Consider the following 21,351-nt stretch of genomic DNA (forward strand, 5'->3'; position numbering starts at 1 on the left):
AAGTTCAAACCCCTGGCTTGCGACCGGCTTCAAACACCCGTTGCAGCACACAGAACACAAACAGCAGGGCTCCGATGACGATGCGGGTCCACCACGAGCTCAAGGAGCCGTCGAACATGATCAAGGTCTGGATAACGCCCAGGGTCAGCACCCCGAATAGCGTGCCCGCCATGTATCCCACCCCGCCGCTGAGCAAAGTGCCGCCTATAACCACGGCAGCAATCGCGTCCAGCTCCAGCCCCACGGCATGCAGGCCATAGCCCGACAGCATGTAGAAGGTGAACACCACGCCGCCCAGCGCTGCGCAAAAGCCGCTCAGGGCATACACCAGCACATTGGTGCGCGCTACCGGCAGGCCCATGAGCACCGCCGAGTGTTCGGAGCCGCCAATGGCATACACCGTGCGGCCGAACTCGGTCCCGTGTGCCACAAACACCGCAGCGGCCAGCACCGCCAGCGCCAGCACCGCGCTGATGGACACCATGGGCCCGTCCGTCCACAGGTGCAGCCGGGTTTGCGCCAGCACGGTATAGGCTTCATCGGTGATGCTGATGGAGTCGATGCTGATGAGGTAGCACAGCCCGCGCGCCAGGAACATGCCCGCCAGCGTGACAATGAATGGCTGCAGCCGAAAACGCTGGATCAACCAGCCCATGAAAGCGCCAAACAACGTGCCCATGCACAGCACCAGTGGAATGGCAGCCATCAGGTCCCAGTGCAGGTGCTGCACCAGCTTGGCCAGCACGATGGTGCTCAAGGCCACCACCGAGCCCACCGACAGGTCGATGCCGCCGGATAGGATGACGAAGGTCATGCCCACGGCCACGATGACGAGGAAGGCGTTGTCGATCAACAGGTTCAGGAACACCTGGGGCGAAAGAAAGCCGGTGTACGACACCGCCCCGAACACTGACATGGCAGCGAACAGCGAGATGGTGGCCGCCAGGGGAATGTATTTGCTCTGGAGTTTCATGTATGGCTCCCGGCAGCGGGGCGCACCACCCAGCCGCGCACGGCGCGGCGGAACTCTGCGGACTGCATCAGCATGACCACGAACACCACGGCCGCCTTGACCACGAGATTGATCTCGGGCGGCACACCGATGGAATAGATGGTCGATGTCAGCGTCTGGATGATCAGCGCGCCAATCATGCTGCCCGCCAGCGTGAAGCGCCCGCCAGTGAGCAAGGTGCCCCCCAGCGTGACCGCCAGAATAGCGTCCAGCTCCAGCAGGTTACCGGCGTTATTGCCGTCGGCGCTCTTCACGTTGGAGCTGATGATCAGGCCGGCAATACCCGCCGTCAGCCCGCAAAAAGCGTACACACAAATGCTGATGAGCCGCTCCCGCACGCCGGCCACACGGGCCGCTGCGGGGTTGATGCCGATGGCCTGAATGAACAAGCCCAGCGCGGTGCGCGTGACCGCCAGATGCATAAGCAGATAGACAAAGCCCGCGATGAACAGCGCAAAGGGCAAGCCCCACAGATAGCCACTGCCGATATAGAAATACGGCGGGTAGTAGACCGTGACGATCTGTCCGTCCGTGAGCAACTGCGCCACACCCCGGCCCGCCACCATCAGGATCAGCGTGGCAATGATGGGCTGCAGGCCGATCTTGGCCACCAGTACCCCGTTCCACAGCCCGCAAGCCAGCGCAGTAAGCAGGGCACACACAATGGCCAGCCACATGGGGAAGCGGCTCACATGCTGGGCTACACCGTCGGTGATGACCAGCTTACCGCCCACCATCAGGGCCGCTACCGCCGCACTGATGGCCACGGTAGCGCCCACCGAGATATCAATGCCTCGGGTGGCAATGACCAGCGTCATGCCCAGCGATACCAGCATCAGCGGTGCTGCGCGGTTCAGGATGTCGATGACGCTGCCGTAGAGATGGCCATCGCGCCACTGCAGCATCCAGAAGCCGGGGTTGAGGCTGGCGTTGACCATCAGGATCAGGACCAGCGTGACCACCGGCCACAGCAAAGGGTGCGCTTGCACCCGCTTCACAATGGAAGGTGCGTTCGATGTTCTCATGCCTGCCCCGCAATCATGGCGTAGACCGCCTGGTCATTCGTGCCGGCAGGCAGTTCGCCAACCTTGGCGCGGTCACGCAGCACCACGATGCGGTCGGAGACGCGCACCACCTCTTCCATCTCGGAGGAGATGAACAGCACCGCCATCCCCTGTTTGGCCAGTGCCAGTATCTCGTTCATGATTTCCTGCTTGGCGGCGATGTCGATGCCGCGGGTAGGTTCGTCCAATATCAACAGGCTGGGTTGGGTGGCCAGCCAGCGGGCCAAGACGGCTTTTTGCTGGTTGCCGCCGGAGAGCTGCCCGATGGGCGTGTCCACATCGGCGGTCTTGATGCCCAGGGCTTTGACATAACCCTCGGCCAGCGTGGTTTGTTGCACCCGGCCGATCGCGGGCCACAGGCCTTGGCGGGCCTGCAAGGCCAGCACAATGTTTTCGCGCACCGAGAGTTCGGCGATGATGCCCTCGGCCTTGCGGTCTTCAGGGCACAGGCCCAGCCCCAGCTGGATGGCGGTGATAGGTGAGTCCATGCGCACAGTTTTGCCGTCCAGCGTGATTTCCCCCGCATCGCTGCGGTCCAGTCCGAAGAGCAGGCGCGCCAGTTCGGTGCGCCCCGAGCCCAGCAGCCCGCCCAGGCCCACTACCTCGCCCCGGCGGATGCCGAGGTCCATGGCTTTCACATGGCCACGCCGGTTGAGCGCTTTGGTTTGCAGCCACTCCGGCGCTTGCGCGCGGCCGGCTTCATTTGCAGCGTCTGCGCTGGAGGCTGCGACGAGCTCGCGCCCCACCATGGCCGCAATCAGGGCGTTGTGGCCCAGCGCGGCGGCAGGGTACTCGCCCACCAGTTCGCCGTTACGCAGCACGGTGATCCGATCACACAGCGCATACACCTGGTCCAAAAAGTGGGTGACAAACAGGATGGCCATGCCCTGGTCGCGCAACTGGCGCAGCACTACATAAAGGCGCTCCACCTCTTCATCATCCAAGCTGGAGGTGGGCTCATCCAGGATCAGGACCTGAGCAGAGATGCTTAAACCACGGGCGATGGCCACCATTTGCTGCACGGCGACCGAGTAGCTCGCCAGCGTCTGGGTCACATCGATGTCGAGGTTCAGGCGCGCCAGCAGCGTGCGTGCGTCGCGGTGCATGGCGGGCCAGTCAATGGCCCAAGCGCCGGCGAGCCCCTTGCGCGGGTAGCGGCCCGCAAATATGTTTTCTGCCACCGACAGGTTGGCGCAGAGGTTGACCTCCTGGTAGACCGTGCTGATACCCAGACGCTGGGCATCCAGTGTGGAGGTGGCGCGTATGGAGCTGCCGTTGAGCCGCATGTCGCCTTCATCCGCCTGGTAGACGCCGGTGAGCACTTTGATCAGGGTGGATTTGCCCGCGCCGTTCTGGCCCATCAGCGCATGGACTTCGCCGGCATACAGCCGCAGTCCCACGCCCGAAAGCGCCCGCACGGGTCCGAACTGCTTGGCAATGCCGGAGAGTTCCAGCACCGGTGCCACAGCCCGCGCCGTTGGTGGTGTGTGTGTCATGGGGTACGTGAAAAAAGGCCTGCAGCCGAAGCCGCAGGCCAAAACGAATGACCGAAGCGAACTAACAGAAGATCAGTACTGGCGGCTGGGGAATTCTTTGGCCGCGGTTTCCATGGGGTACACACCGTCTTTGCCGATGATGCGGCGTGCCACGGTTTTGCCGGCCACGATGTCTTTGGCAGTGGACATGACCAGGGGGCCGAGCAGCGGGCTGCATTCCACGCTGACGTTCAATTTGCCGGCGATCATGGCTTCAAACGCACCTTTCACGCCGTCCACCGAGATCACCAGGATGTCCTTGGCGGGCTTGAGGCCGGCCTCCTCGATGGCCTGGATGGCACCGATCGCCATGTCGTCGTTGTGCGCATAAAGCACATTGATTTTCTTGCCCTCGGCCTTCAAAAAGGCTTCCATGACTTCCTTGCCCTTGGCACGGGTGAAGTCACCCGTCTGGGAGCGGATGATCTTGATGTTGGGGTTGCCCTTGATGGCCGTCTCAAAACCTTTTTTGCGGTCGATGGCAGGTGCAGAGCCCACGGTGCCTTGCAGCTCCACCACATTGATGTCGCCCTTCATGGTCTTGGCGCGGTCGGCCAGCCACTGGCCCGCCATCTCGCCTTGCTTCACAAAGTCAAAGCCGATATGGGTGGCGTACAGGGAGGTGTCTTTGGAGTCCACCGAGCGGTCCATCAGGATCAATGGAATCTTGGCATCCTTGATCTCTTTGAGCACCGTGTCCCAGCCGGACTCGACCACGGGTGTCAGTGCAATCACGTCCACCTTTTGGGCGATGAATGAGCGCAAGGCCTTGATCTGGTTTTCCTGCTTCTGCTGCGCATCCGAGAACTTGAGTTCAATGCCCGCTGCGGCCGCGGCAGATTTCATGGAGTTGGTGTTGGCGGTGCGCCATTCACTTTCTGCACCGATCTGGCTGAAGCCCATAACGATCTTCTTTTGGGCAAATGCGGTCATGGGCGCAGCCACTGCAATGGATGCTGCCAGGGCGGAAGCCAGTACGGTCCGACGATTGTTGTTCATGATGTCTCCTCTTTCGTTGTAGATGCGGGAAATGGGTTTCAAAGCAGCCTCCCGCGTTCGACCACTTGGCCTCCCCTTTCAACCCGGCAACGTTTTCAAAGCGGCCTTTGTCGGGAGGAGTGAGTGTCATCATATGAGTCGAAAAGATATCGATCTAATAGTGTTTTAGATGATTCAGATATCAATCGAATAATTCAGGTTTACCCTAGATTATTGTTTTTATTAGGGTTTTTTATTTAGTTTGCCCAGCGGACTAAATGTGAGCAATTGTTTTATTCATTGCAATATTGCAATGTCACAGGCCTGAATTGTGATTTTCTTTTGCAGGGCCGCAGGACTAGCATGCGCCAGCCCTGCCGCATGGCCGGCCATTGACCACCACCCAACTGCACCCTGTCCATGAACTCCCTCTCTGCACCTTCCTACCCCATCCATTGGCTGCAACACGGGGGCCAACGCCTGGGCCTCCTACCCGGCCTGGGGGGCAGCGTGGCCGCCTGGCAGCGGGATGCGGGTCAAGGCTTGATGGATATCTGGCGCCCCTGGGCCGGCGCGCCGGACCTGTACACGACGGCGTCTTTCCCCCTCGTGCCATGGTCCAACCGCATCGGGCAAGGCGGGTTCAGCCAGGACGGCACCCACTACCCCATGCACCCCAACCGCGTGGGCGAGCCCTATCCCATCCACGGGGACGGCTGGCTACAGCCCTGGGTGATCTGCCAGCCTCGCCACGACACGCTGGAGCTGCACCTCGAATCCAAGCACTTCGACGGCAACCCCTATCACTACCGCGCCTTGCAGCGCTTTGTCCTGCGGGATGACGGCATGGACCAACTCCTGGAGGTCACCCACCTCGGTGCAGACAGCCTGCCCTATGGTCTGGGACAGCACCCGGCCTTTTTGCGCACGCCCCACGCTCGCTTGCACGCACAGGTAGAAGGCGTATGGATCAGTGGCGCAGACCCCATGCCCACCGGATTTACCACCCTGTTTCCGGCCGGTTGGGATCCGCGAAGCGGCATGGAGGTGAGTGGCAGCCTGATTGACAACGCCTATGCCGGCTGGAGCGGCCAGGCCCACATCGACTGGCCGGAACATGCCTTGCGCCTGCACATGCGCGATCCGGTCGTCGTGGCGCGGGGCCGGAGCGACGGCTTCTGCCTGCTCTACCGCCCGGCTGAAGGTGCACATTTTTGCTTCGAACCGGTCAGCCACCCGATTGATGCTTTTCACATGGAAGGCCGGCCGGGGTTGCAGGTGCTGCAAACCGGCCAGACGTTGCGCCAGGCAGTGGAGTGGCGGTTTGAGTCACTCACCCGCTAGCGCTTTTTGCTATCAAAAAAGCAGCTGCCAGCGCACAACCTTCGGGCGCTAGCGGCTGTTGAGGCCATCAAAGCAAGTGGACAGCACCAGATCGATGATTTGCGCATCGGTGTGCTGGCCACCCATACGCAAAAACTCCAGCACCGGGTCGCAGGCGCGGGCATACAGGGTGTAGAGCACGGCAATGGCCGGCAGCTCGGGGTTGATCAGGCCTTGCGCCTGGGCCGCTTCGATCCAGCTGCCCACGCGGTCGCTCACGTCCATAAGTCCGTCCATGTAGGCTTTGTGGCCCATCAGCGTGGCGCGCAAGGTGCTGTTCTGGCTGGGCAGGGAAGGCATCTCGCCGGCCAGCTTGAGCGCCATGGTCCAGCGCACCACCGCGCGCAGGCGCTGCAGGGGCGACATGTCGTCCGGCAAAGTGTCCAAAAACGCTTGCGCCTGCCCCATCAGGTGGGCCATGGCCGCAGCGGCCAGGTCTTCCTTGCTGGGAAAGTGCTTGTACAGGCTGGCCTTGGCGATACCTACGCTGGCGGCCACCTCGTCCACCGTCATGGCCTCAAAGCCTTTTTCCGCCAGCAGCAGGTTCACCGAGCGGATGATGGCGTCCTCCCGGGCTTGCAGCATCTGCTTTTTGAAAGAGACTTTGACGGGCGCCACGGGCGCGTCCTGGACAGCGGATGGTTCGTTCATGCCGGTATTTTATTCCTCTGGCGTCGGAATGTGGAGACCAAGGCTACTTTGTGACTACTTGGTTTTCGCACCCAGCAAGCGGGTAGCCGCGCCCGACAGGGCATGGGTCAGCCGGTCTATCACCTCCGAGTCCAGATTCCAGCAGTGCCAGTACAGGCTCACGGGCAAGCGCATGTCGGGGGCCAGATTGACCAGCTGCCCGGTTTCCAGCAGCCCCTGCACCAGCAGCTCGGGCACGATGCTCGCGCCCCAACCGGCCAGCACCGCGCGTACCTGGCCCTCGGAGCTGGGCACGAAGCGTTGGCTCAAAGACACCCGGCGCAGGTTAAGTGCCCGGCTCACAAATTCAGTGGGCAAGTCGTCCTTGCGGTTGAAAGCCACAAACGGAATACTGCGGAAATTGTGCGGAGTCAGGCCCTGGGGGCAATGCGCCTGGGCGTACTCGGCACTGGCCACCGCCACATATTGCATGGCACCCAGAGACTGAACTTTGCAACCACGAAGCGCCTGCTTCAGGGTGGTCACACAGCCCAGCACCTGGCCCTCACGCAGCCATTCGTGGGTGAAGTCCTGGTCGTCGGTGATGATTTCCAGCGGCAATCCCGCGTGCACCAGCGGGTCCAGCGCGGGCAGGGCCCAGGTGGCGATGCTGTCGGCATTGATGGCTATCGAAATACGCTCATCCTCGCGCACGGCACCGGTGCTGGGGGCAAGGTCTTTGAGGTCCGTTTCCAAGTCGGCACGCAAGAGGCGCATTTGCACCGCGTGCTTGATGAGCAAGCGCCCGGCCGAAGTCGCCTTCACCGGGCGGCTGCGCACCAGCAGCACCGTGCCCACCTGGGCTTCGAGCGCGCGCAGGCGCTGCGAAACGGCGGATTGGGTGATGGACAGGCGCACCGCAGCACGCTCAAAGCCGCCTTCTTCCACGATGGCGGCAAGGCATTCCAGGGCGTCCGAGTCAAAAGTACGCATGGTGTGTTCTTATTAATGCAGCTAATGTTTTCGCAAACCAGTTAATTTTACTTTTACTAGCCTTCCGCTTGCCTGACACTGCGCAGATGAAAATTATTGTTCTCGGCGCAGGCACCATCGGCATTTGCACAGCGTGGCATTTGCTGGAACTCGGCCACGAAGTCACGGTGGTCGAGCGTCAAGCCGACGCCGCCCTGGAAACCAGTTTCGCCAATGGCGCGCAAATCTCAGTGAGTTATTGCGAACCCTGGGCCAACAAAGAGGCGCCGCTCAAGGCCCTCAAGTGGATGCTCAGCAACGAAGCGCCTTTGTTGTTCCGCCCCCAGAACCCCTTCGGCCCCGGCCTGCACCAGTACACCTGGGGCCTGCAGTTCCTGGCCAACTGCAACGACGCAGCTTTTGAGCGCAATGTGCAGCAGCTCGTCGCTTTGGGCGCTTACAGCCACGCCGCTTTGAAGGATGTGGTTGCCAGCACCGGCATTCAGTACAACCGCCTGGAGCGCGGCATTGCGCACTATTACTGTGACCAAAAGTCGTTTGACACCGCCGGCGACGCCGCTGCGCTGATGCGCAAGTACGGCGTGAACCGCCAGGTCATCAGCAAAGAAGAGTTCTTGAAGATCGAGCCGGCCTACCGCCAGTTCGCGCACCAGATCGTGGGCGGCACCATCACCCCCAGCGACGAATCCGGCGACTGCAAGGTGTTCACCCAGGAGCTGGCCAAGCTGTGCGCTGCCCGTGGGGCTGAGTTCTTGTATGAGTACAGCGTGGAGCAGCTCAATACCGACGATGGCGCTATCAAATCAGTAGCTGTTCGCGCACTATCCTCGGGCGCCAAGGGCCAAACCGTGCCCGGGTCCTTCAAGGTACTGAAGGCAGATCACGTGGTGGTCGCCACCGGCTCCTACACCGCACCGCTCTTGCGCACCGTGGGCGTGAACCTGCCGATTTACCCCGGTAAGGGCTACAGCGCTACCTTCAAGATCTTGAAGCCTGAGCTGGCGCCGCTGGTCTCCACGATTGACGACGCCAAGAAGGTGGCCATCAGCCGCTTGGGCGACGAGTTGCGCGTGGCCGGCACCATCGAGGTCGGTGGCTTTGACCTGACACTGGATTCACCCGTGGCCAAGGCCCGCTGCCACATGCTGTCCCGCCGGATTGAAGAAGTGTTGCCCGGCGTGTGCGACACCCGCACCGAAGAGCAAGGCGGCCAGCCCAACTACTGGACCGGCCTGCGCCCTGCCACCCCCACGAACATTCCTTACATAGGCCAGTCGCCGGTCAAGGGCGTGTGGGTCAATGCCGGTCATGGCACCCTGGGGTGGACGCATGGTGCGGGGTCGGGCAAGGCGATTGCTGAGCTGATTCACGGGAAGAAGCCGGAGATGAACTTCAAGTTTTACGGCGAGCAAGCCTGACTTTTACTTTCTTCGGGTGCAGGTTCACTGCCTTGCTTGGCGGGAGCTGGCGGGGTAGGCGTTCTGCTCCGTGTCCCCCGGCCGCTTTGCGGCCTCCTCCTTGACCTGCGCAGAACACCTACCCCGCCAGCTCTTGCGCGAACTTGGTGTGCTGACTCAGAAGAGACCAAACCCTCTAGCGTGGGGCGGGGGTGTACGCTGAAGCGAGGTCAAGGAGGAGGCCGCGCAGCGGCCGGGGGACACGAGCGTAAGCGCACACCCCCGCCCCACGCGGACGCGAAAACAATCGCTGCAATTACCCCCCGTGCGCCTGTACCAAGCAAGTCTGAAACGCCAACGTCGCCCGGCTCGGCTGAGGTGACTTGCGCGTGATGGCGAAGAACTGGCAGGCATAGCTCAGCAGATCAGGTCGCACGGCTTGCATCAGCCCACGGCGTACAAAGCTCTCGGCATAGTGATCGGGCAGAAATCCCAGAAACTGGCCGGACAAAATCAACGTGGCAATCGACTCCTGGTCAAACCCCGTGGCGCGGCGCGGCAAGCGCATGCGCTGGCTCAGCTCCATGTTGGGCGAGTGGTAGCCCAGCCCCGCAAACTCGTGGCCGGGCAAAGTCTCCCAGTCCAGGGCGCTCTGATCCGCGTTCCACAGCGCATGGCGAGTGCCGCAGTACAGCAGCATGTGCTCGTCAAACAAGGGGGTGTAGTCCAGCACATCCGACGCGCGGTGACCGGGGATGATGCCCACATGGAACTGCCCGTCCAAGACCCCACGCTCGATGGCAGTGAGGGTAGCCACATGCAGGTTCAGCCCCACGTCGGGGGCTTCTGCGTGAAAGTGAGCGATGGCTTCGGCAATGTGGCTCGCCGGATTACTGGCCGTTTTGTCGAACACCGCCACCTGCAGTTGCCCACCCATGCGCTGGTGGATTTCGTCCACGCTGCTTCGAAAGGCGTCGGTCGCGGCCAGCAGCTGGGTGGTCTGGGCGTAGATCTTTTCCCCTTCCGCGGTGAGCGCAAAGCCGGCCCGTCCACGACGGCATAGGGTCAGGCCGAGGCGGGTTTCCAAGTCCTTGATGTGGCGGCTGACCGTGGAGGTGCCGATGTTGAGCTCCAGCTCGGCTGCGGCCATGCCCCCGCAATCGACCACCGCTTTGAACACGCGCAGCAAGCGCAAATCCATGTCGCTGATCTGACCGAGAACGGCTTTGGCTTTTACTTTCATACTTTGCGAAGTAAATAGTGCTATTTGTGACTTTATAAGAGTAACAGAGCTGCCCACAATGCACCATCGCCTCTACAAGGCCTACCCACCCCCAGGAGTTCCCATGAAGCTCAATGACACCAGCGCCTCCGCGACCGGCGAGGCAGTAACCAGCACCTCCACCTTCCCCATGTCCCGCGAGTGGATGGAATCGCACTGGATGGCCTTTACCGGTAACCGCGATTTCAAAGCCAACCCACGCATGATGGTGAGTGCCCAAGGCGCCTACTTCACCGACTCCAACGGCAAGAAGGTTTTCGACGGCCTCTCCGGCCTCTGGTGCGCAGGTCTGGGCCACGGTCGTCGCGAGATCACCGAGGCGGTGAGCAAGCAGATCGGCACCCTGGACTTTTCGCCCGCCTTTCAGTTCGGCCACCCGCTCTCCTTTGAGCTGGCCAACAAGATCGTCGAACTCACCCCCGAGGGCTTGGACCATGTGTTCTACACCGGCTCCGGCTCCGAGTCGGCGGACACCGCGCTCAAGATGGCTCGCGCTTACTGGCGCGCCAAGGGCATGGGCACCAAAACCCGCCTGATCGGCCGCGAGAAGGGTTACCACGGCGTGAACTTCGGTGGTATTTCGGTCGGCGGGCTGCCCGCCAACCGCAAGACCTTCGGCCAAGGCATTGAGGCCGATCATCTGGCACACACCCAGCTGGCCTCCAACGCGTTCAGCAAGGGCCTGCCCGAAAAAGGTGGCGACATGGCCGACGAGCTGCTGCGCCTGATCAACCTGCATGACGCGTCCAACATTGCTGCCGTCATCGTGGAACCCATGTCCGGCTCAGCCGGTGTGGTGGTGCCACCGGTGGGCTACCTGCAGCGCCTGCGCGAGATCTGCACCCAGAACAACATCCTGCTGATTTTTGATGAAGTGATCACCGGCTTTGGCCGCCTGGGCGCTTACACCGGTGCGGGCTATTTCGGCGTGGTGCCGGACATACTAAACGCCGCCAAGCAAATCACCAACGGCGCGCAGCCCTTGGGCGTGGTGGTGGCCAAGAAGGAGATTTACGACACTTTCATGGCAGCCGGTGGCCCCGACTACATGCTGGAATTCCCTCACGGCTACACCTACTCCGCCCACCCCGTGGCCTGCGCCGCGGGTATTGCAGCGCTGGACATTCTGGTCAAGGAAAACATGGTGGAGCGCGTGGCGGCTCTGGCGCCTTATTTCGAGAAAGCGGTGCACAGCCTGCGCGGCGCCAAACACATCACCGACATCCGTAACCTGGGCCTGTCCGCCGGCTTCACCCTGGCTGCCGTGCCCGGCGAGCCCGCCAAGCGCCCTTACGAGGTGGCCATGCGCTGCCTGGACAAAGGCTTCTACGTGCGCTACGCGGGTGACTGCATTGCGCTGGCGCCCCCCTTCATCACCACCGAAGCCGAAATCGACAGTCTGGTGAACGCCCTGGGCGAAGCCATCAACGCAACCGCCTGAAGCGAAGCACCCATTTGCTATTCTTTTGATAGCTGCTCGCGCATATTCCCTGTGCGCCAGCAGCACTTTTGACTCTTAAATACCTCCCATGTCCCAACTCCCTACCGTCGGCCACCTCATCGGCGGCAAGATCGTCACTTCCGGCGATCGTGCGCAAGAGGTCTTCAACCCCGCCACTGGCAAAGCCGAGAAGCGCGTGCTGCTGGCCCCCAAGGCCACCGTGGAAGAAGCCATTGCCAATGCGCAAGCCGCATTCCCCGCCTGGCGTAACACGCCTCCGCTCAAGCGTGCCCGCGTGATGAGCAACCTCAAAGTCTTGCTGGAAAAGCACGCTGAAGAACTCTGCGCGCTCATCACCGCCGAACACGGCAAGGTGCTCTCTGACGCGCTGGGCGAACTGCAGCGCGGTATTGAAAACGTGGAATACGCGTCTTACGCGCCCGAGTTGCTCAAAGGCGAACACAGCAAAAACGTGGGCCCCGCCATCGACAGCTGGAGCGAGTTCCAGGCGCTGGGCGTGACCGCCGGCATCACCCCCTTCAACTTCCCGGCCATGGTGCCTTTGTGGATGTGGCCCATGGCCGTGGCATGCGGCAACACCTTTGTGCTCAAGCCCTCCGAACGCGACCCCAGCTCCACCCTGCGTGTGGCTGAGCTTGCGCTCGAAGCCGGCCTGCCACCCGGCGTGCTCAACGTGGTCAACGGCGACAAGGAAGCCGTGGACACGCTCTTGCAAGACCCGCGCGTGAAGGCGGTGAGCTTTGTGGGGTCCACCCCAATTGCCGAATACATCTACGCCGAAGGCTGCAAACACGGCAAACGTGTGCAAGCCTTGGGCGGCGCCAAAAACCACGCGGTGGTCATGCCCGATGCCGATGTCGCCAACGCCGTGAGTGCGCTCATGGGCGCGGCCTATGGCTCCTGCGGCGAGCGCTGCATGGCGATTCCGCTGGTGGTGGCGGTAGGTGATGCAACCGCCGACGCGGTGATTGAAGGCCTGAAGGCCGAGATCGCCAAGATGAAGGTCGGCCCCGGCACAGCCCCCGGCATGGACATGGGCCCGCTGGTGACCAAGCCGCACTTCGAAAAGGTGAAGGGCTATGTGGACCAAGGCGTGAAAGAAGGCGCCACACTGGTGGTGGACGGTCGCGGCCTCAAGGTGGCAGGCCATGAAGACGGCTACTACCTCGGCCCCTGCCTGTTTGACAACGTCAAACCCGGCATGGTGATTTACCAGGAAGAAATCTTCGGCCCCGTGCTGGGGGTGGTGCGCGTCAAGACCCTGCAAGAGGCCATGGACATGATTGACGCCCATGAGTACGGTAACGGCACCTGCATCTTCACCCGCGACGGCGAAGCCGCCCGCTACTTCACCGACAACATTCTGGTCGGCATGGTGGGTGTGAACGTGCCGCTGCCCGTTCCTGTGGCCTACCACTCATTCGGCGGCTGGAAACGCAGCCTGTTCGGCGACCTGCACGCCTATGGCCCCGATGCCGTGCGTTTTTACACCAAGCGCAAGACCATCACCCAGCGCTGGCCGAGTGCCGGTGTGCGTGAAGGCGCAGTGTTCAACTTCCCGAGCAGCCGCTAACACTGCAACGGGGGGCGGCTTGGTCTGTCGCCCGGTCTCCCCAGCTGCAGCATCAACGAAAAAGGGCTTGTCACCAGACAAGCCCTTTTTCGTTGGGTGGCTCCTCATGGAGCCGTATCGCGATTTATTTGAAACGGCGGCGGGCGATGGTAGCCATCAAGCCCAAGCCGACCAAGAGCAAGGCGGCAGAGCTGCCGTCGGTTTCTGTGGCAGCCAGCAATTCAGGCCCGGCAGCATGCACCGCCCATGTCGGAACGGCGGTGATTGCGACGAGGATCAGTGATTTGAGCTTCATAAAACCCCCTAATTGAATGTGTGACAGACCTAGTATTAACCCTATGCTGCATTGCACCAATAGTCCATATGGACTAAATCCAATGCCTTTTGGTAACAAAGTTCACTGCCGGCACCCGCAATCGAACTACCCCCGACAGGGGTAAGCCGCATTCGCGACAATCTCCCCATGCCCACACACCACCTCCCCCGCCTGTCCATGCTTGATCTGGTTGCCGTCCGCGAAGGCGGCACGGTGGGGCAGGCCTTGCAAATTGCTTTGCGCACCGCGCAGCATGCGGAGGCGCTAGGTTTCGAGCGCTATTGGCTGGCAGAGCACCACAACATGCCGGGCATCGCGAGCTCTGCCACCGCCGTGCTGGTGGGGCACATTGCCGGCGGCACCGAGCGCATACGGGTCGGGTCAGGCGGCATCATGCTGCCCAACCATGCGCCACTGGTCGTGGCCGAAGCGTTTGGCACCTTGGCCGAGCTGTATCCGGGCCGTATCGACCTGGGCCTGGGCCGCGCCCCCGGTACCGACCAGGCCACCATGCGGGCCCTGCGCCGCAACAAGGTCGAGCACGAAGACGATTTCCCGCGCGATGTAGCCGAGCTGCAAGCGCTGCTGGCCCCCCTGCAACCGGGGCAACGATTGGTCGCCATGCCCGGTGCGGGCACGCAAGTGCCCATCTGGCTGCTGGGCTCCAGCCTGTATTCGGCCCAACTGGCCGGCCACTTGGGGCTGCCTTATGCGTTCGCATCCCACTTCGCACCACGCTATCTGCACCAGGCGATTGCGATGTACCGCAGCCTGTTCAAACCGTCTGCCTCACTGGCCAAACCGCATGTAATGGTGGGGGTGCCGCTGGTCGCGGCAGAAACGGACGCAGAGGCCGAGCTGCTCGCCAGCAGCATTTACCAGCGAGTGCTGGGCATCCTGACCGGGCAACGCGGGGCCTTGCCTCCGCCCAAGCCGCAATTCCTGCAACAGTGCCCGCCCGATGCGCGGGCCGCAATTCAGGACTTTCTGGGTGAAGCCGTGATCGGCGGGCCGGAAACCGTGAAGCGAGGCCTGCTGGCGATGGCAGACGCCACTCAGGCCGACGAGCTGATGCTAGTCTGCGACATCTACGACCCCGCCTTGCGCCTGCGCTCACTCGACATTGCCGCGCACGCCATGCGCCGCGCAGCCGAAGACAGCGCAAAAGTCAGGGACGCCGCGCCGGCAATGGGATGAACTCGGTTTCGCCCGGCACCGTGGGGAAGCGCTGCGCCTCCCAATCGTCCTGGGCCTGCAGAATGCGTTCTTTGCGGCTGGACACGAAGTTCCAGACCATGAAGCGGTGCCCCAGTGGCGCACCGCCCAGCACCATCAGGCGTGTGGCTTGCGCAGCATAGATGACCGGCTCCGAGCCTTCCTCCAGCACCAGCATCTGCCCGCTAGGCAGCAATGCGCCGTCTACTGACACGTCCACGTCCACGCTGTAAATACCCCGCTCCACGGCGGCGGCAGGCACCGTGACCGAAGCACCGGCCTCCAACTCGATCGCCAGATACAAAGTAGGCGACAGGGTCGCAACCGGTGAACTCACCCCAAACGCGCTGCCCACCAGCACGCGCACGGTGGCACCCGGCAGAGTCACCACCGGAATGGCGCTTGCAGGAGTGTGGGAAAAGGCAGGCGCATCTTCTTCATGTTCCGCCGGGAGCGCGGCCCAGAGCTGAAAGCCGTGGCTGTTGCGGCTCACGTCCCGCAGGTCATCGGGGGTGCGCTCCGAGTGCACGATGCCACGGCCCGCGGTCATCCAGTTGATGGCGCCGGGCTCTATGCGTTGCACCACGCCGGTCGAGTCGCGGTGCATCATGGCGCCTTCAAACAGATAGGTCACCGTCGCCAGCCCGATATGGGGGTGGGGGCGCACGTCATGGTTGTCTCCCGGGTGGGCAGTCACCGGGCCGAAGTGGTCAAAAAACACAAAAGGTCCAATGGCCTGGCGCTGTACCGAAGGCAAGACACGCCGAACGGTGAAGCCGCCACCCAAATCGTGGGCACGGGGGATGATGGGAGTCGACATAGGCATCCTTGAGCTGAGGCAATAACGCCGCATGGGTTTGCAAGCATTCTGCCCCAGCATGCAATGGTTTGCTGCAATAAGCGCTTGCTCTGCTACAGTGCTTCGCCTGAGCATGAACACCTATACCGTCCGCGAATTGCGCCACACGATGGAGCGCTGGAACTCCGAGTACGCACTGGTACTCGATGAGGCACACGCCAGCAATTTGCAGCGCACCCGATTGCTCAGCCCGTTGGCAGCGGCACTGAATGGTTTTTTTGCGGTGCTGTTTCTCTGGATGGCCCTGAGCGCCCCGGACGATGACCCTGCCTACCGATGGAAACTCTGGCAGCTTTTGACCCACACCGGCATGGGGGCGGCCTTTGCCTTGTGCGCCTGGGCCTGTCGCCCGCTGGAGCACCGTCACCGGTCCTGGTCGGGTCGCTGGTTGCCGGTTCTGGCCATGGCGGTGTGTATCGGCTTTGCCATGCTGATCACTGCCATCGACCAATGGGTTACGCCGGCCATAACCCCGTTTTTCATCGCCTGCATCGTGACCAGCCTCACGATCTTCCTGCGCCCCCATGTGGCAGCCGCCTTGTTTGGTGTGGCCTTTGTTCTGTTCAGTACCCTGATCGGCATGACGCAGCACAACCCGGAGATGCTGCTTTCCAACCGCATCAATGGCTTGGCTGTGTGCGTGATCGGGTTCTGCCTGTCGGTACTGATGTGGCGCAAATTCACCACTATTGCGGTACAAAAGCATCAGTTAGAGAAGGCCCATACCGAATTGCAGCTCAAACAGCGCGAGCTGGAGCGACTCACCCGCCAGGACGGCCTGACCGGGCTGTTCAACCGCAACACCTTTGTGGAGCTCAGCACCAACGAGCTTAAACGCGCCAAACGGCAAGGCAGCGCCACCACCATCCTTCTTCTGGACCTGGACCATTTCAAGCGCATCAATGACACCTGGGGCCATCCTGCAGGTGACGTTGTACTGCGGCATGTGGCGCAGACCATGGTGAACTCGGTGCGCAGCACCGACCTGGTGGGCCGCCTGGGTGGCGAAGAATTTATCGTCCTGCTGCCCCACACCACCGCGGAGGCCAGCCGCAAAATCGCTGAAAAAATCCGCCAGCGGCTGGAAGTCAGCGACATTCGCTGGGAAGGCAAGCGCATCGCGGTGACCGCCAGCATCGGCCTCTCGGGCACCACCGCCGAAGAAAGTCGGGAGTTCGACAGCCTCTACACCGAGGCGGACAAGGCGCTCTACCTCGCCAAGCAGCGGGGTCGCAACCGGGTGATTTGACCCCGGCGCGCCAGCGCCATCGGAGTCCTCAAGGCGCTTGTCACATCCATGCTGGGATAATCGGGCCCACATGGCACTTATTACTCTTCTTGACGCCCAGCTGGCATTCGGGCACGTCCCTCTCCTCGACCACGCTGATTTCTCCCTCGAAACGCAGGAGCGCGTCGGCCTCATCGGCCGCAACGGCGCCGGCAAGTCTTCCATGCTCAAAATTCTGGGCGGTATGGAGAAGCCTGACGACGGCACCCTGCAAGTGCAGACCGGCACCCGCATTTCCTATGTGGCACAAGAGCCGCAACTCGATGCAGACGCTACGATTTTCGTAGCTGTTCGCGCAGGTCTGGAGCGCGTTATCGGCCTGATTGAGCAATATTGCGCGGGCGAAGGCGATCTGGACGCCATGCAAAGCGAGATCGAAACACTGGACGGCTGGAACTGGGAGCAGCGGGTCAACGAGACCCTGCAACGCCTGCACCTGAATCCCGAGGCTATCGTCAACTCACTCTCCGGCGGTACAAAAAAGCGCGTGGCCCTGGCCCAGGCGCTGGTCGCCCAGCCTGATGTGCTGCTGCTGGACGAACCCACCAACCACTTGGACCTGGACTCGATTGAATGGCTGGAAGGCCTGCTCAAGGAGTTCAAGGGCTCCATCATCACCATCACCCACGACCGCTCCTTCCTGGACAACGTGGCCACCCGCATCGTCGAGCTGGACCGCGGCAAGCTGATGAGCTACCCCGGCAACTTCGCCGCCTACCTAACGCAGAAGGAAGAGCAGCTGGCGCAAGAGGCGGTCATCAACGCCAAGGCCGACAAGCTGCTGGCGCAGGAAGAGGTGTGGATCCGCAAGGGCGTGGAAGCGCGCCGCACCCGTGCCACCGCCCGCATCAACCGCCTGCAAGAGCTGCGCGCCACCCGTGAAGCCCGCCGCGAAGTAGTGGGCAGCGTGAACATGGACGTCAACAGCGGCGACAAGAGCGGCAAGCTGGTGTCCGAGATGGTGCATGTGAGCAAGACCTTCGGCGACCGCATGATCGTCAAAGACTTCACCGCCACCATTCTGCGCGGCGACAAGATCGGCCTGCTGGGTCCGAACGGCGCGGGCAAGACCACCCTGCTCAAGCTCATTCTGGGCGAGCACCAACCCGACCCGGCACCGGCCAATGCGCCCAAGCCCGAACCCGGCCACAGCCCCTGGGGCACGGTGCGCCTGGGTGCCAACGTCACCGTGGCCTACTTCGACCAGATGCGCAACGCGCTGGACCTGGACGCTACGCTGGAAGACTTCATCAGCCCCGGCTCGGAGTGGATCGAGATCGGTAACCAGCGCAAGCACGTCAAGAGCTACCTGGGCGACTTTTTGTTCTCACCGGCCCGCGCCACCTCACCGGTGCGGTCCTTGTCGGGTGGCGAGCGCAACCGCTTGCTGCTGGCCCGCCTGTTTGCCCGCCCGGCCAACGTGCTGGTGCTGGACGAACCTACCAACGACCTGGACATCGACACCCTGGAGCTGCTGGAAGACCTGCTGCAAAGCTACGACGGCACCGTGTTCCTCGTCAGCCATGACCGGACCTTTCTGGACAACGTGGTCACCAGCACTATTGCCTACGAAGGTGATGCCAAGTGGCGCGAGTATGAAGGCGGCGTGAGCGATTGGCTGATACAGACCAAGCGCGCCAACGACATTGCCGCCGCGCAAGGCAAAACCACGGCCAAGCCCTTCAACTACGAGCGCGAGCAGCTACAAAAACAGGAGCAGGCCACTGCCAAGGTGAGCGCCACTGCGCCTGCTGCACCGGCACCCGCCAAGGCCCGCAAGCTGAGCTTCAAGGAGCAGCGCGAGCTCGATGGTCTGCCTGCCGCCATCGCGGCCCTGGAAGCCGAGCAAAAAGACATTGCCGATGCGCTGGCCGACGGCAGCCTGTTCGCCAAAGACAACGCCCGCGCACTCGCCTTGAGCGCGCGCAATGCAGAGATCGACGAAGCGTTGATGGCGGCGCTGGAGCGCTGGGAAGAACTGGGCAAGCCGGCTTAAGGCGCGGGCCGCCCGGTGAAGTGCAGCAGGGTGCGCACCAGGTGGTCAATCTCGAAAGGTTTGCCCACGTGGTCGTTCATGCCGGCGGCCAGGCAGGCCTCTCGGTCTGAGGCCATGGCATTGGCCGTCATGGCGATCACGGGTAGGTTAGCAAACGCGGGCATGGTGCGCAGGGCACGGGTAGCTTCGTAGCCATCCATCACCGGCATTTGCACATCCATCAACACGGCCTCAAAGGCATCGGGCCGGGCGGTGAGCAACTCCACAGCGAGCTGCCCGTTGTCGGCCAGAGTGACCTCGGCGCCTTCCTGCTTGAGCAGTCCCTTGGCCACCAGCTGGTTGATCTTGTTGTCTTCCACCACCAACAAGCGCATACCGTCCAGACGCTTGGGTTTGTTGACCGCTTGCGGGGCGGCAGGGTTGACGCCGGTGGCGGCCTTGGCGCTCGCCGCCTGCGCATCCATGACCGCGTCCAGCAGCATGGAGGCCGTCACCGGCTTGACCAGAAAGCCATTCAGCAAAGCTTGCTCGTCCGCAGTGCGCTCTGCCATCATGGCGCGGCCGTTGGCGCTCACCATCAGGATCAGCGTGTCGCCGCCCGGCATCGCGGCCCGGATGCGGCGGGTGGTCTCCCAACCGTCCCAATCGGGCATACGCCAGTCCATGAAAATCACCTGGTAAGGCTTGCCGCCGCTCTGTGCAGCCTGCACACGCTCCAGCGCTTGCGGGCCGCCCTCTGCCACATCCACGTCCCAGCCCAGCGAGCGGGTCATGGTGGCCAAAAGCGCGCGGGCGACCGGGTTGTCGTCCACCACCAGCGCCTTCTGGGCTGCCAAGGGGTGGCGCTGCACCATCGCTGCCGGCCCTACAGCTGCAGGCGGAGCGATCTGCAGGGGAACGGTAAAGTGAAAGTTGCTGCCCTCGCCCGGCACGCTGTCCACTTCGAGGGTGCCGCCCATCAAGCCCACCAGGCGCTGGCAGATCGCCAGGCCCAGGCCGGTACCACCGAAGCGGCGGGTCGTGGATGCTTCTGCCTGGGAGAAACCACTGAAAATGTGGGCCTGGTTTTCGCTCGCGATACCGATGCCGGTGTCAGAGACGGCGAACTCCACGAACGCTTTGGCACCGTTGGTAGCTTTGAGGCGCAGGCGGATCACCACCTCACCCCGTTCAGTGAACTTGACTGCATTACCACCGAGGTTGATCAGCACTTGCTGCAAGCGCATGTCATCGCCCACCAGGGCATTGGGCACGTCAGTACCCACATCAAACAAGACCTCAATGGTCTTGGCGCCCACATTCGCAGAAAGAATGACGGACAGGTCGCGCAGCAGCTGGTCGGTGCGGAAGGGGCGCGGGTCCAGTGTCATCTTGCCGGCCTCGACCTTGGAGAAATCCAGAATGTCGTTGAGCAGGCTCAGCAGGGATCGGGCGGCGCTGGCGGTGTTGTGGGTGTAGCTACGCTGCTTGTCAGTGAGCTCGGTGCCTTCCAGCAACTGCAGCATGCCCAGAATAGCGTTCATGGGCGTGCGCAATTCGTGGCTCATGTTGGCCAGAAACTGGCTCTTGGCCAGGCTTGCCTGCTCCGCCGTGTGGCGGGCTTTTTCAGCAGCCAGTTTGGCCTGCTCCAGCGCTGCGCGGCTCCCCTCACGCTCGCGGACCAGCACGGCGGTCTGGTTGAACATGGCCACCAGACTCTGGATTTCGGCAGGGGCCCCTTCAATCACGAGCTTCTCGGTTTCACTACTTCCGGTGCCCAAAGTCTGTACGACTTCACGCAGTTTCTGGAGCCCTCCCAGCCAATGGTTCAATGCCCAGCGGATCAGTAGCAGGCCTACGACCAGGCTGGCCAGCCCCACACCCAGAACCAGCACGCTAATAGACCACAAATCTTCAGCCACGAGATCGGCGTCGAACTCCAGGCGGAGCAGGCCGTAGTCTTTACCGCCGACAGAGACAGGCCGGTTCACATCGTCCAGGCGCAACTTCACCCAGTTGGAGATGAATTTCGGGGGGTGTCCGTCGGCTGGGGCCTTGCTTTTGGCCAAAACAATAGCGCCGCTGGTGTCCTTGAACATGGCGCTGGCAAAGGCGGAACCCTGCACGCCTTTTTCGAGAATGCGTTTGACTGTGTCGTAATCGCCGATCACCACACTGTCTTGCACAGACTGCGCCACCACTTCGATCAGCATGACGGAAGAAGCTTGCGTTTCCTCGATCTGCTTGCGGAACTCGTAGCTGATAAACGCCGCCAATCCGCCCGCCACGAACAGCAGAAGGGTGGCGGTGTAAATCGCGAAGACGCGATTGGTCAGGGTGGAGGGAGTGATGCGGTCCAGAATTCGTGCAGGCATGGGTAAGAAGCAGT

17 protein-coding genes are annotated in these 21,351 nt (G+C 62.2%); 7 read left to right on the plus strand and 10 right to left on the minus strand.

Annotated elements, in window-relative coordinates:
• Positions 1-4: 4 nt before the first annotated feature.
• From yjfF to AEP_RS11950, 4 genes are all read right to left on the minus strand, one after another.
• Complete coding sequence (gene yjfF / locus AEP_RS11935) at positions 5-973, minus strand: galactofuranose ABC transporter, permease protein YjfF (RefSeq protein WP_087495584.1); 969 nt, start codon at positions 971-973, stop codon at positions 5-7.
• A complete protein-coding gene (locus AEP_RS11940; protein WP_087495585.1) occupies positions 970-2,037 on the minus strand; it encodes an ABC transporter permease in 1,068 nt (355 codons plus the stop codon). The genes yjfF and AEP_RS11940 overlap by 4 nt, the downstream gene beginning before the upstream one ends.
• Positions 2,034-3,572 (minus strand): sugar ABC transporter ATP-binding protein, encoded by a 1,539-nt coding sequence (locus AEP_RS11945; RefSeq protein WP_087495586.1) that lies wholly within the window; start codon positions 3,570-3,572, stop codon positions 2,034-2,036. The genes AEP_RS11940 and AEP_RS11945 overlap by 4 nt, the downstream gene beginning before the upstream one ends.
• A gap of 72 nt (positions 3,573-3,644) precedes the next feature.
• On the minus strand, positions 3,645-4,610 hold the full coding sequence (locus tag AEP_RS11950; RefSeq protein WP_087495587.1) for an ABC transporter substrate-binding protein: 966 nt from the start codon (positions 4,608-4,610) through the stop codon (positions 3,645-3,647).
• A 399-nt stretch (positions 4,611-5,009) separates the two neighbouring features.
• Between AEP_RS11950 and AEP_RS11955 the strand changes: the two genes are divergently transcribed.
• Positions 5,010-5,933 carry an aldose 1-epimerase gene (locus tag AEP_RS11955; RefSeq protein ID WP_087495588.1) on the plus strand — a complete coding sequence of 308 codons (924 nt, stop codon included), beginning with the start codon at positions 5,010-5,012 and terminating at the stop codon, positions 5,931-5,933.
• A gap of 48 nt (positions 5,934-5,981) precedes the next feature.
• Here the strand turns inward: AEP_RS11955 and AEP_RS11960 are convergent, their stop codons facing one another.
• Positions 5,982-6,623, minus strand: coding sequence for a TetR/AcrR family transcriptional regulator (locus AEP_RS11960; RefSeq protein ID WP_232459818.1), 642 nt, complete (start codon positions 6,621-6,623; stop codon positions 5,982-5,984).
• Positions 6,624-6,677: 54 nt separating this feature from the next.
• A complete protein-coding gene (locus tag AEP_RS11965; protein WP_087495589.1) occupies positions 6,678-7,595 on the minus strand; it encodes a LysR family transcriptional regulator ArgP in 918 nt (305 codons plus the stop codon).
• 86 nt (positions 7,596-7,681) lie between these two features.
• Here AEP_RS11965 and AEP_RS11970 point away from each other — a divergent pair, with 86 nt between their 5' ends.
• Positions 7,682-9,013 carry a D-amino acid dehydrogenase gene (locus AEP_RS11970; protein WP_087497308.1) on the plus strand — a complete coding sequence of 444 codons (1,332 nt, stop codon included), beginning with the start codon at positions 7,682-7,684 and terminating at the stop codon, positions 9,011-9,013.
• 295 nt (positions 9,014-9,308) lie between these two features.
• On the opposite strand, the gene AEP_RS11975 is transcribed toward AEP_RS11970, so the two are convergent.
• Positions 9,309-10,235, minus strand: a complete 927-nt coding sequence (locus AEP_RS11975; RefSeq protein ID WP_087495590.1) for a LysR family transcriptional regulator — start codon at positions 10,233-10,235, stop codon at positions 9,309-9,311.
• A 169-nt stretch (positions 10,236-10,404) separates the two neighbouring features.
• Here AEP_RS11975 and AEP_RS11980 point away from each other — a divergent pair, with 169 nt between their 5' ends.
• Both AEP_RS11980 and AEP_RS11985 read left to right on the plus strand, forming a co-directional pair.
• Positions 10,405-11,715: an aspartate aminotransferase family protein gene (locus tag AEP_RS11980; protein WP_087497309.1), complete on the plus strand. Its 1,311-nt coding sequence runs from the start codon at positions 10,405-10,407 to the stop codon at positions 11,713-11,715.
• Positions 11,716-11,803: 88 nt separating this feature from the next.
• A complete protein-coding gene (locus AEP_RS11985) occupies positions 11,804-13,309 on the plus strand; it encodes a CoA-acylating methylmalonate-semialdehyde dehydrogenase (protein WP_087495591.1) in 1,506 nt (501 codons plus the stop codon).
• Between the two features lie 124 nt (positions 13,310-13,433).
• Here the strand turns inward: AEP_RS11985 and AEP_RS20725 are convergent, their stop codons facing one another.
• Positions 13,434-13,604: a hypothetical protein gene (locus AEP_RS20725; protein ID WP_157673156.1), complete on the minus strand. Its 171-nt coding sequence runs from the start codon at positions 13,602-13,604 to the stop codon at positions 13,434-13,436.
• Positions 13,605-13,772: 168 nt separating this feature from the next.
• Here AEP_RS20725 and AEP_RS11990 point away from each other — a divergent pair, with 168 nt between their 5' ends.
• A complete protein-coding gene (locus AEP_RS11990) occupies positions 13,773-14,822 on the plus strand; it encodes an LLM class flavin-dependent oxidoreductase (RefSeq protein WP_087495592.1) in 1,050 nt (349 codons plus the stop codon).
• On the opposite strand, the gene AEP_RS11995 is transcribed toward AEP_RS11990, so the two are convergent.
• Positions 14,794-15,660 carry a pirin family protein gene (locus AEP_RS11995; RefSeq protein ID WP_087497310.1) on the minus strand — a complete coding sequence of 289 codons (867 nt, stop codon included), beginning with the start codon at positions 15,658-15,660 and terminating at the stop codon, positions 14,794-14,796. The genes AEP_RS11990 and AEP_RS11995 overlap by 29 nt on opposite strands.
• Before the next feature lie 112 nt (positions 15,661-15,772).
• On the opposite strand from AEP_RS11995, the gene AEP_RS12000 reads away from it, so the two are divergent.
• Both AEP_RS12000 and AEP_RS12005 read left to right on the plus strand, forming a co-directional pair.
• Positions 15,773-16,948, plus strand: coding sequence for a GGDEF domain-containing protein (locus AEP_RS12000; protein WP_157673157.1), 1,176 nt, complete (start codon positions 15,773-15,775; stop codon positions 16,946-16,948).
• Positions 16,949-17,018: 70 nt separating this feature from the next.
• Positions 17,019-18,983, plus strand: a complete 1,965-nt coding sequence (locus AEP_RS12005) for an ATP-binding cassette domain-containing protein (protein ID WP_087495594.1) — start codon at positions 17,019-17,021, stop codon at positions 18,981-18,983.
• Here AEP_RS12005 and AEP_RS12010 read toward each other — a convergent pair.
• Entirely contained in the window at positions 18,980-21,337 is a 2,358-nt protein-coding gene (locus AEP_RS12010) for a hybrid sensor histidine kinase/response regulator (protein ID WP_087495595.1), read from the minus strand. The genes AEP_RS12005 and AEP_RS12010 overlap by 4 nt on opposite strands.
• Positions 21,338-21,351: the final 14 nt, after the last annotated feature.

It is taken from the genome of Curvibacter sp. AEP1-3 (assembly GCF_002163715.1).
GTDB lineage: Bacteria > Pseudomonadota > Gammaproteobacteria > Burkholderiales > Burkholderiaceae_C > Allorhodoferax.

What these genes read in the sequence shown, in the direction of transcription:
- AEP_RS11995 (WP_087497310.1), bottom strand. Translation starts at nt 15,660, where the DNA reads ATGTCGACTCCCATCATCCCCCGTGCCCACGATTTGGGTGGCGGCTTC.
- AEP_RS12010 (WP_087495595.1), bottom strand. Translation starts at nt 21,337, where the DNA reads ATGCCTGCACGAATTCTGGACCGCATCACTCCCTCCACCCTGACCAAT.
- AEP_RS11950 (WP_087495587.1), bottom strand. Translation starts at nt 4,610, where the DNA reads ATGAACAACAATCGTCGGACCGTACTGGCTTCCGCCCTGGCAGCATCC.
- AEP_RS11970 (WP_087497308.1), top strand. Translation starts at nt 7,682, where the DNA reads ATGAAAATTATTGTTCTCGGCGCAGGCACCATCGGCATTTGCACAGCG.
- AEP_RS11985 (WP_087495591.1), top strand. Translation starts at nt 11,804, where the DNA reads ATGTCCCAACTCCCTACCGTCGGCCACCTCATCGGCGGCAAGATCGTC.
- AEP_RS12000 (WP_157673157.1), top strand. Translation starts at nt 15,773, where the DNA reads ATGAACACCTATACCGTCCGCGAATTGCGCCACACGATGGAGCGCTGG.
- AEP_RS11980 (WP_087497309.1), top strand. Translation starts at nt 10,405, where the DNA reads ATGTCCCGCGAGTGGATGGAATCGCACTGGATGGCCTTTACCGGTAAC.
- AEP_RS12005 (WP_087495594.1), top strand. Translation starts at nt 17,019, where the DNA reads ATGGCACTTATTACTCTTCTTGACGCCCAGCTGGCATTCGGGCACGTC.
- yjfF (WP_087495584.1), bottom strand. Translation starts at nt 973, where the DNA reads ATGAAACTCCAGAGCAAATACATTCCCCTGGCGGCCACCATCTCGCTG.
- AEP_RS20725 (WP_157673156.1), bottom strand. Translation starts at nt 13,604, where the DNA reads ATGAAGCTCAAATCACTGATCCTCGTCGCAATCACCGCCGTTCCGACA.
- AEP_RS11975 (WP_087495590.1), bottom strand. Translation starts at nt 10,235, where the DNA reads ATGAAAGTAAAAGCCAAAGCCGTTCTCGGTCAGATCAGCGACATGGAT.
- AEP_RS11945 (WP_087495586.1), bottom strand. Translation starts at nt 3,572, where the DNA reads ATGACACACACACCACCAACGGCGCGGGCTGTGGCACCGGTGCTGGAA.
- AEP_RS11990 (WP_087495592.1), top strand. Translation starts at nt 13,773, where the DNA reads ATGCCCACACACCACCTCCCCCGCCTGTCCATGCTTGATCTGGTTGCC.
- AEP_RS11965 (WP_087495589.1), bottom strand. Translation starts at nt 7,595, where the DNA reads ATGCGTACTTTTGACTCGGACGCCCTGGAATGCCTTGCCGCCATCGTG.
- AEP_RS11940 (WP_087495585.1), bottom strand. Translation starts at nt 2,037, where the DNA reads ATGAGAACATCGAACGCACCTTCCATTGTGAAGCGGGTGCAAGCGCAC.
- AEP_RS11955 (WP_087495588.1), top strand. Translation starts at nt 5,010, where the DNA reads ATGAACTCCCTCTCTGCACCTTCCTACCCCATCCATTGGCTGCAACAC.
- AEP_RS11960 (WP_232459818.1), bottom strand. Translation starts at nt 6,623, where the DNA reads ATGAACGAACCATCCGCTGTCCAGGACGCGCCCGTGGCGCCCGTCAAA.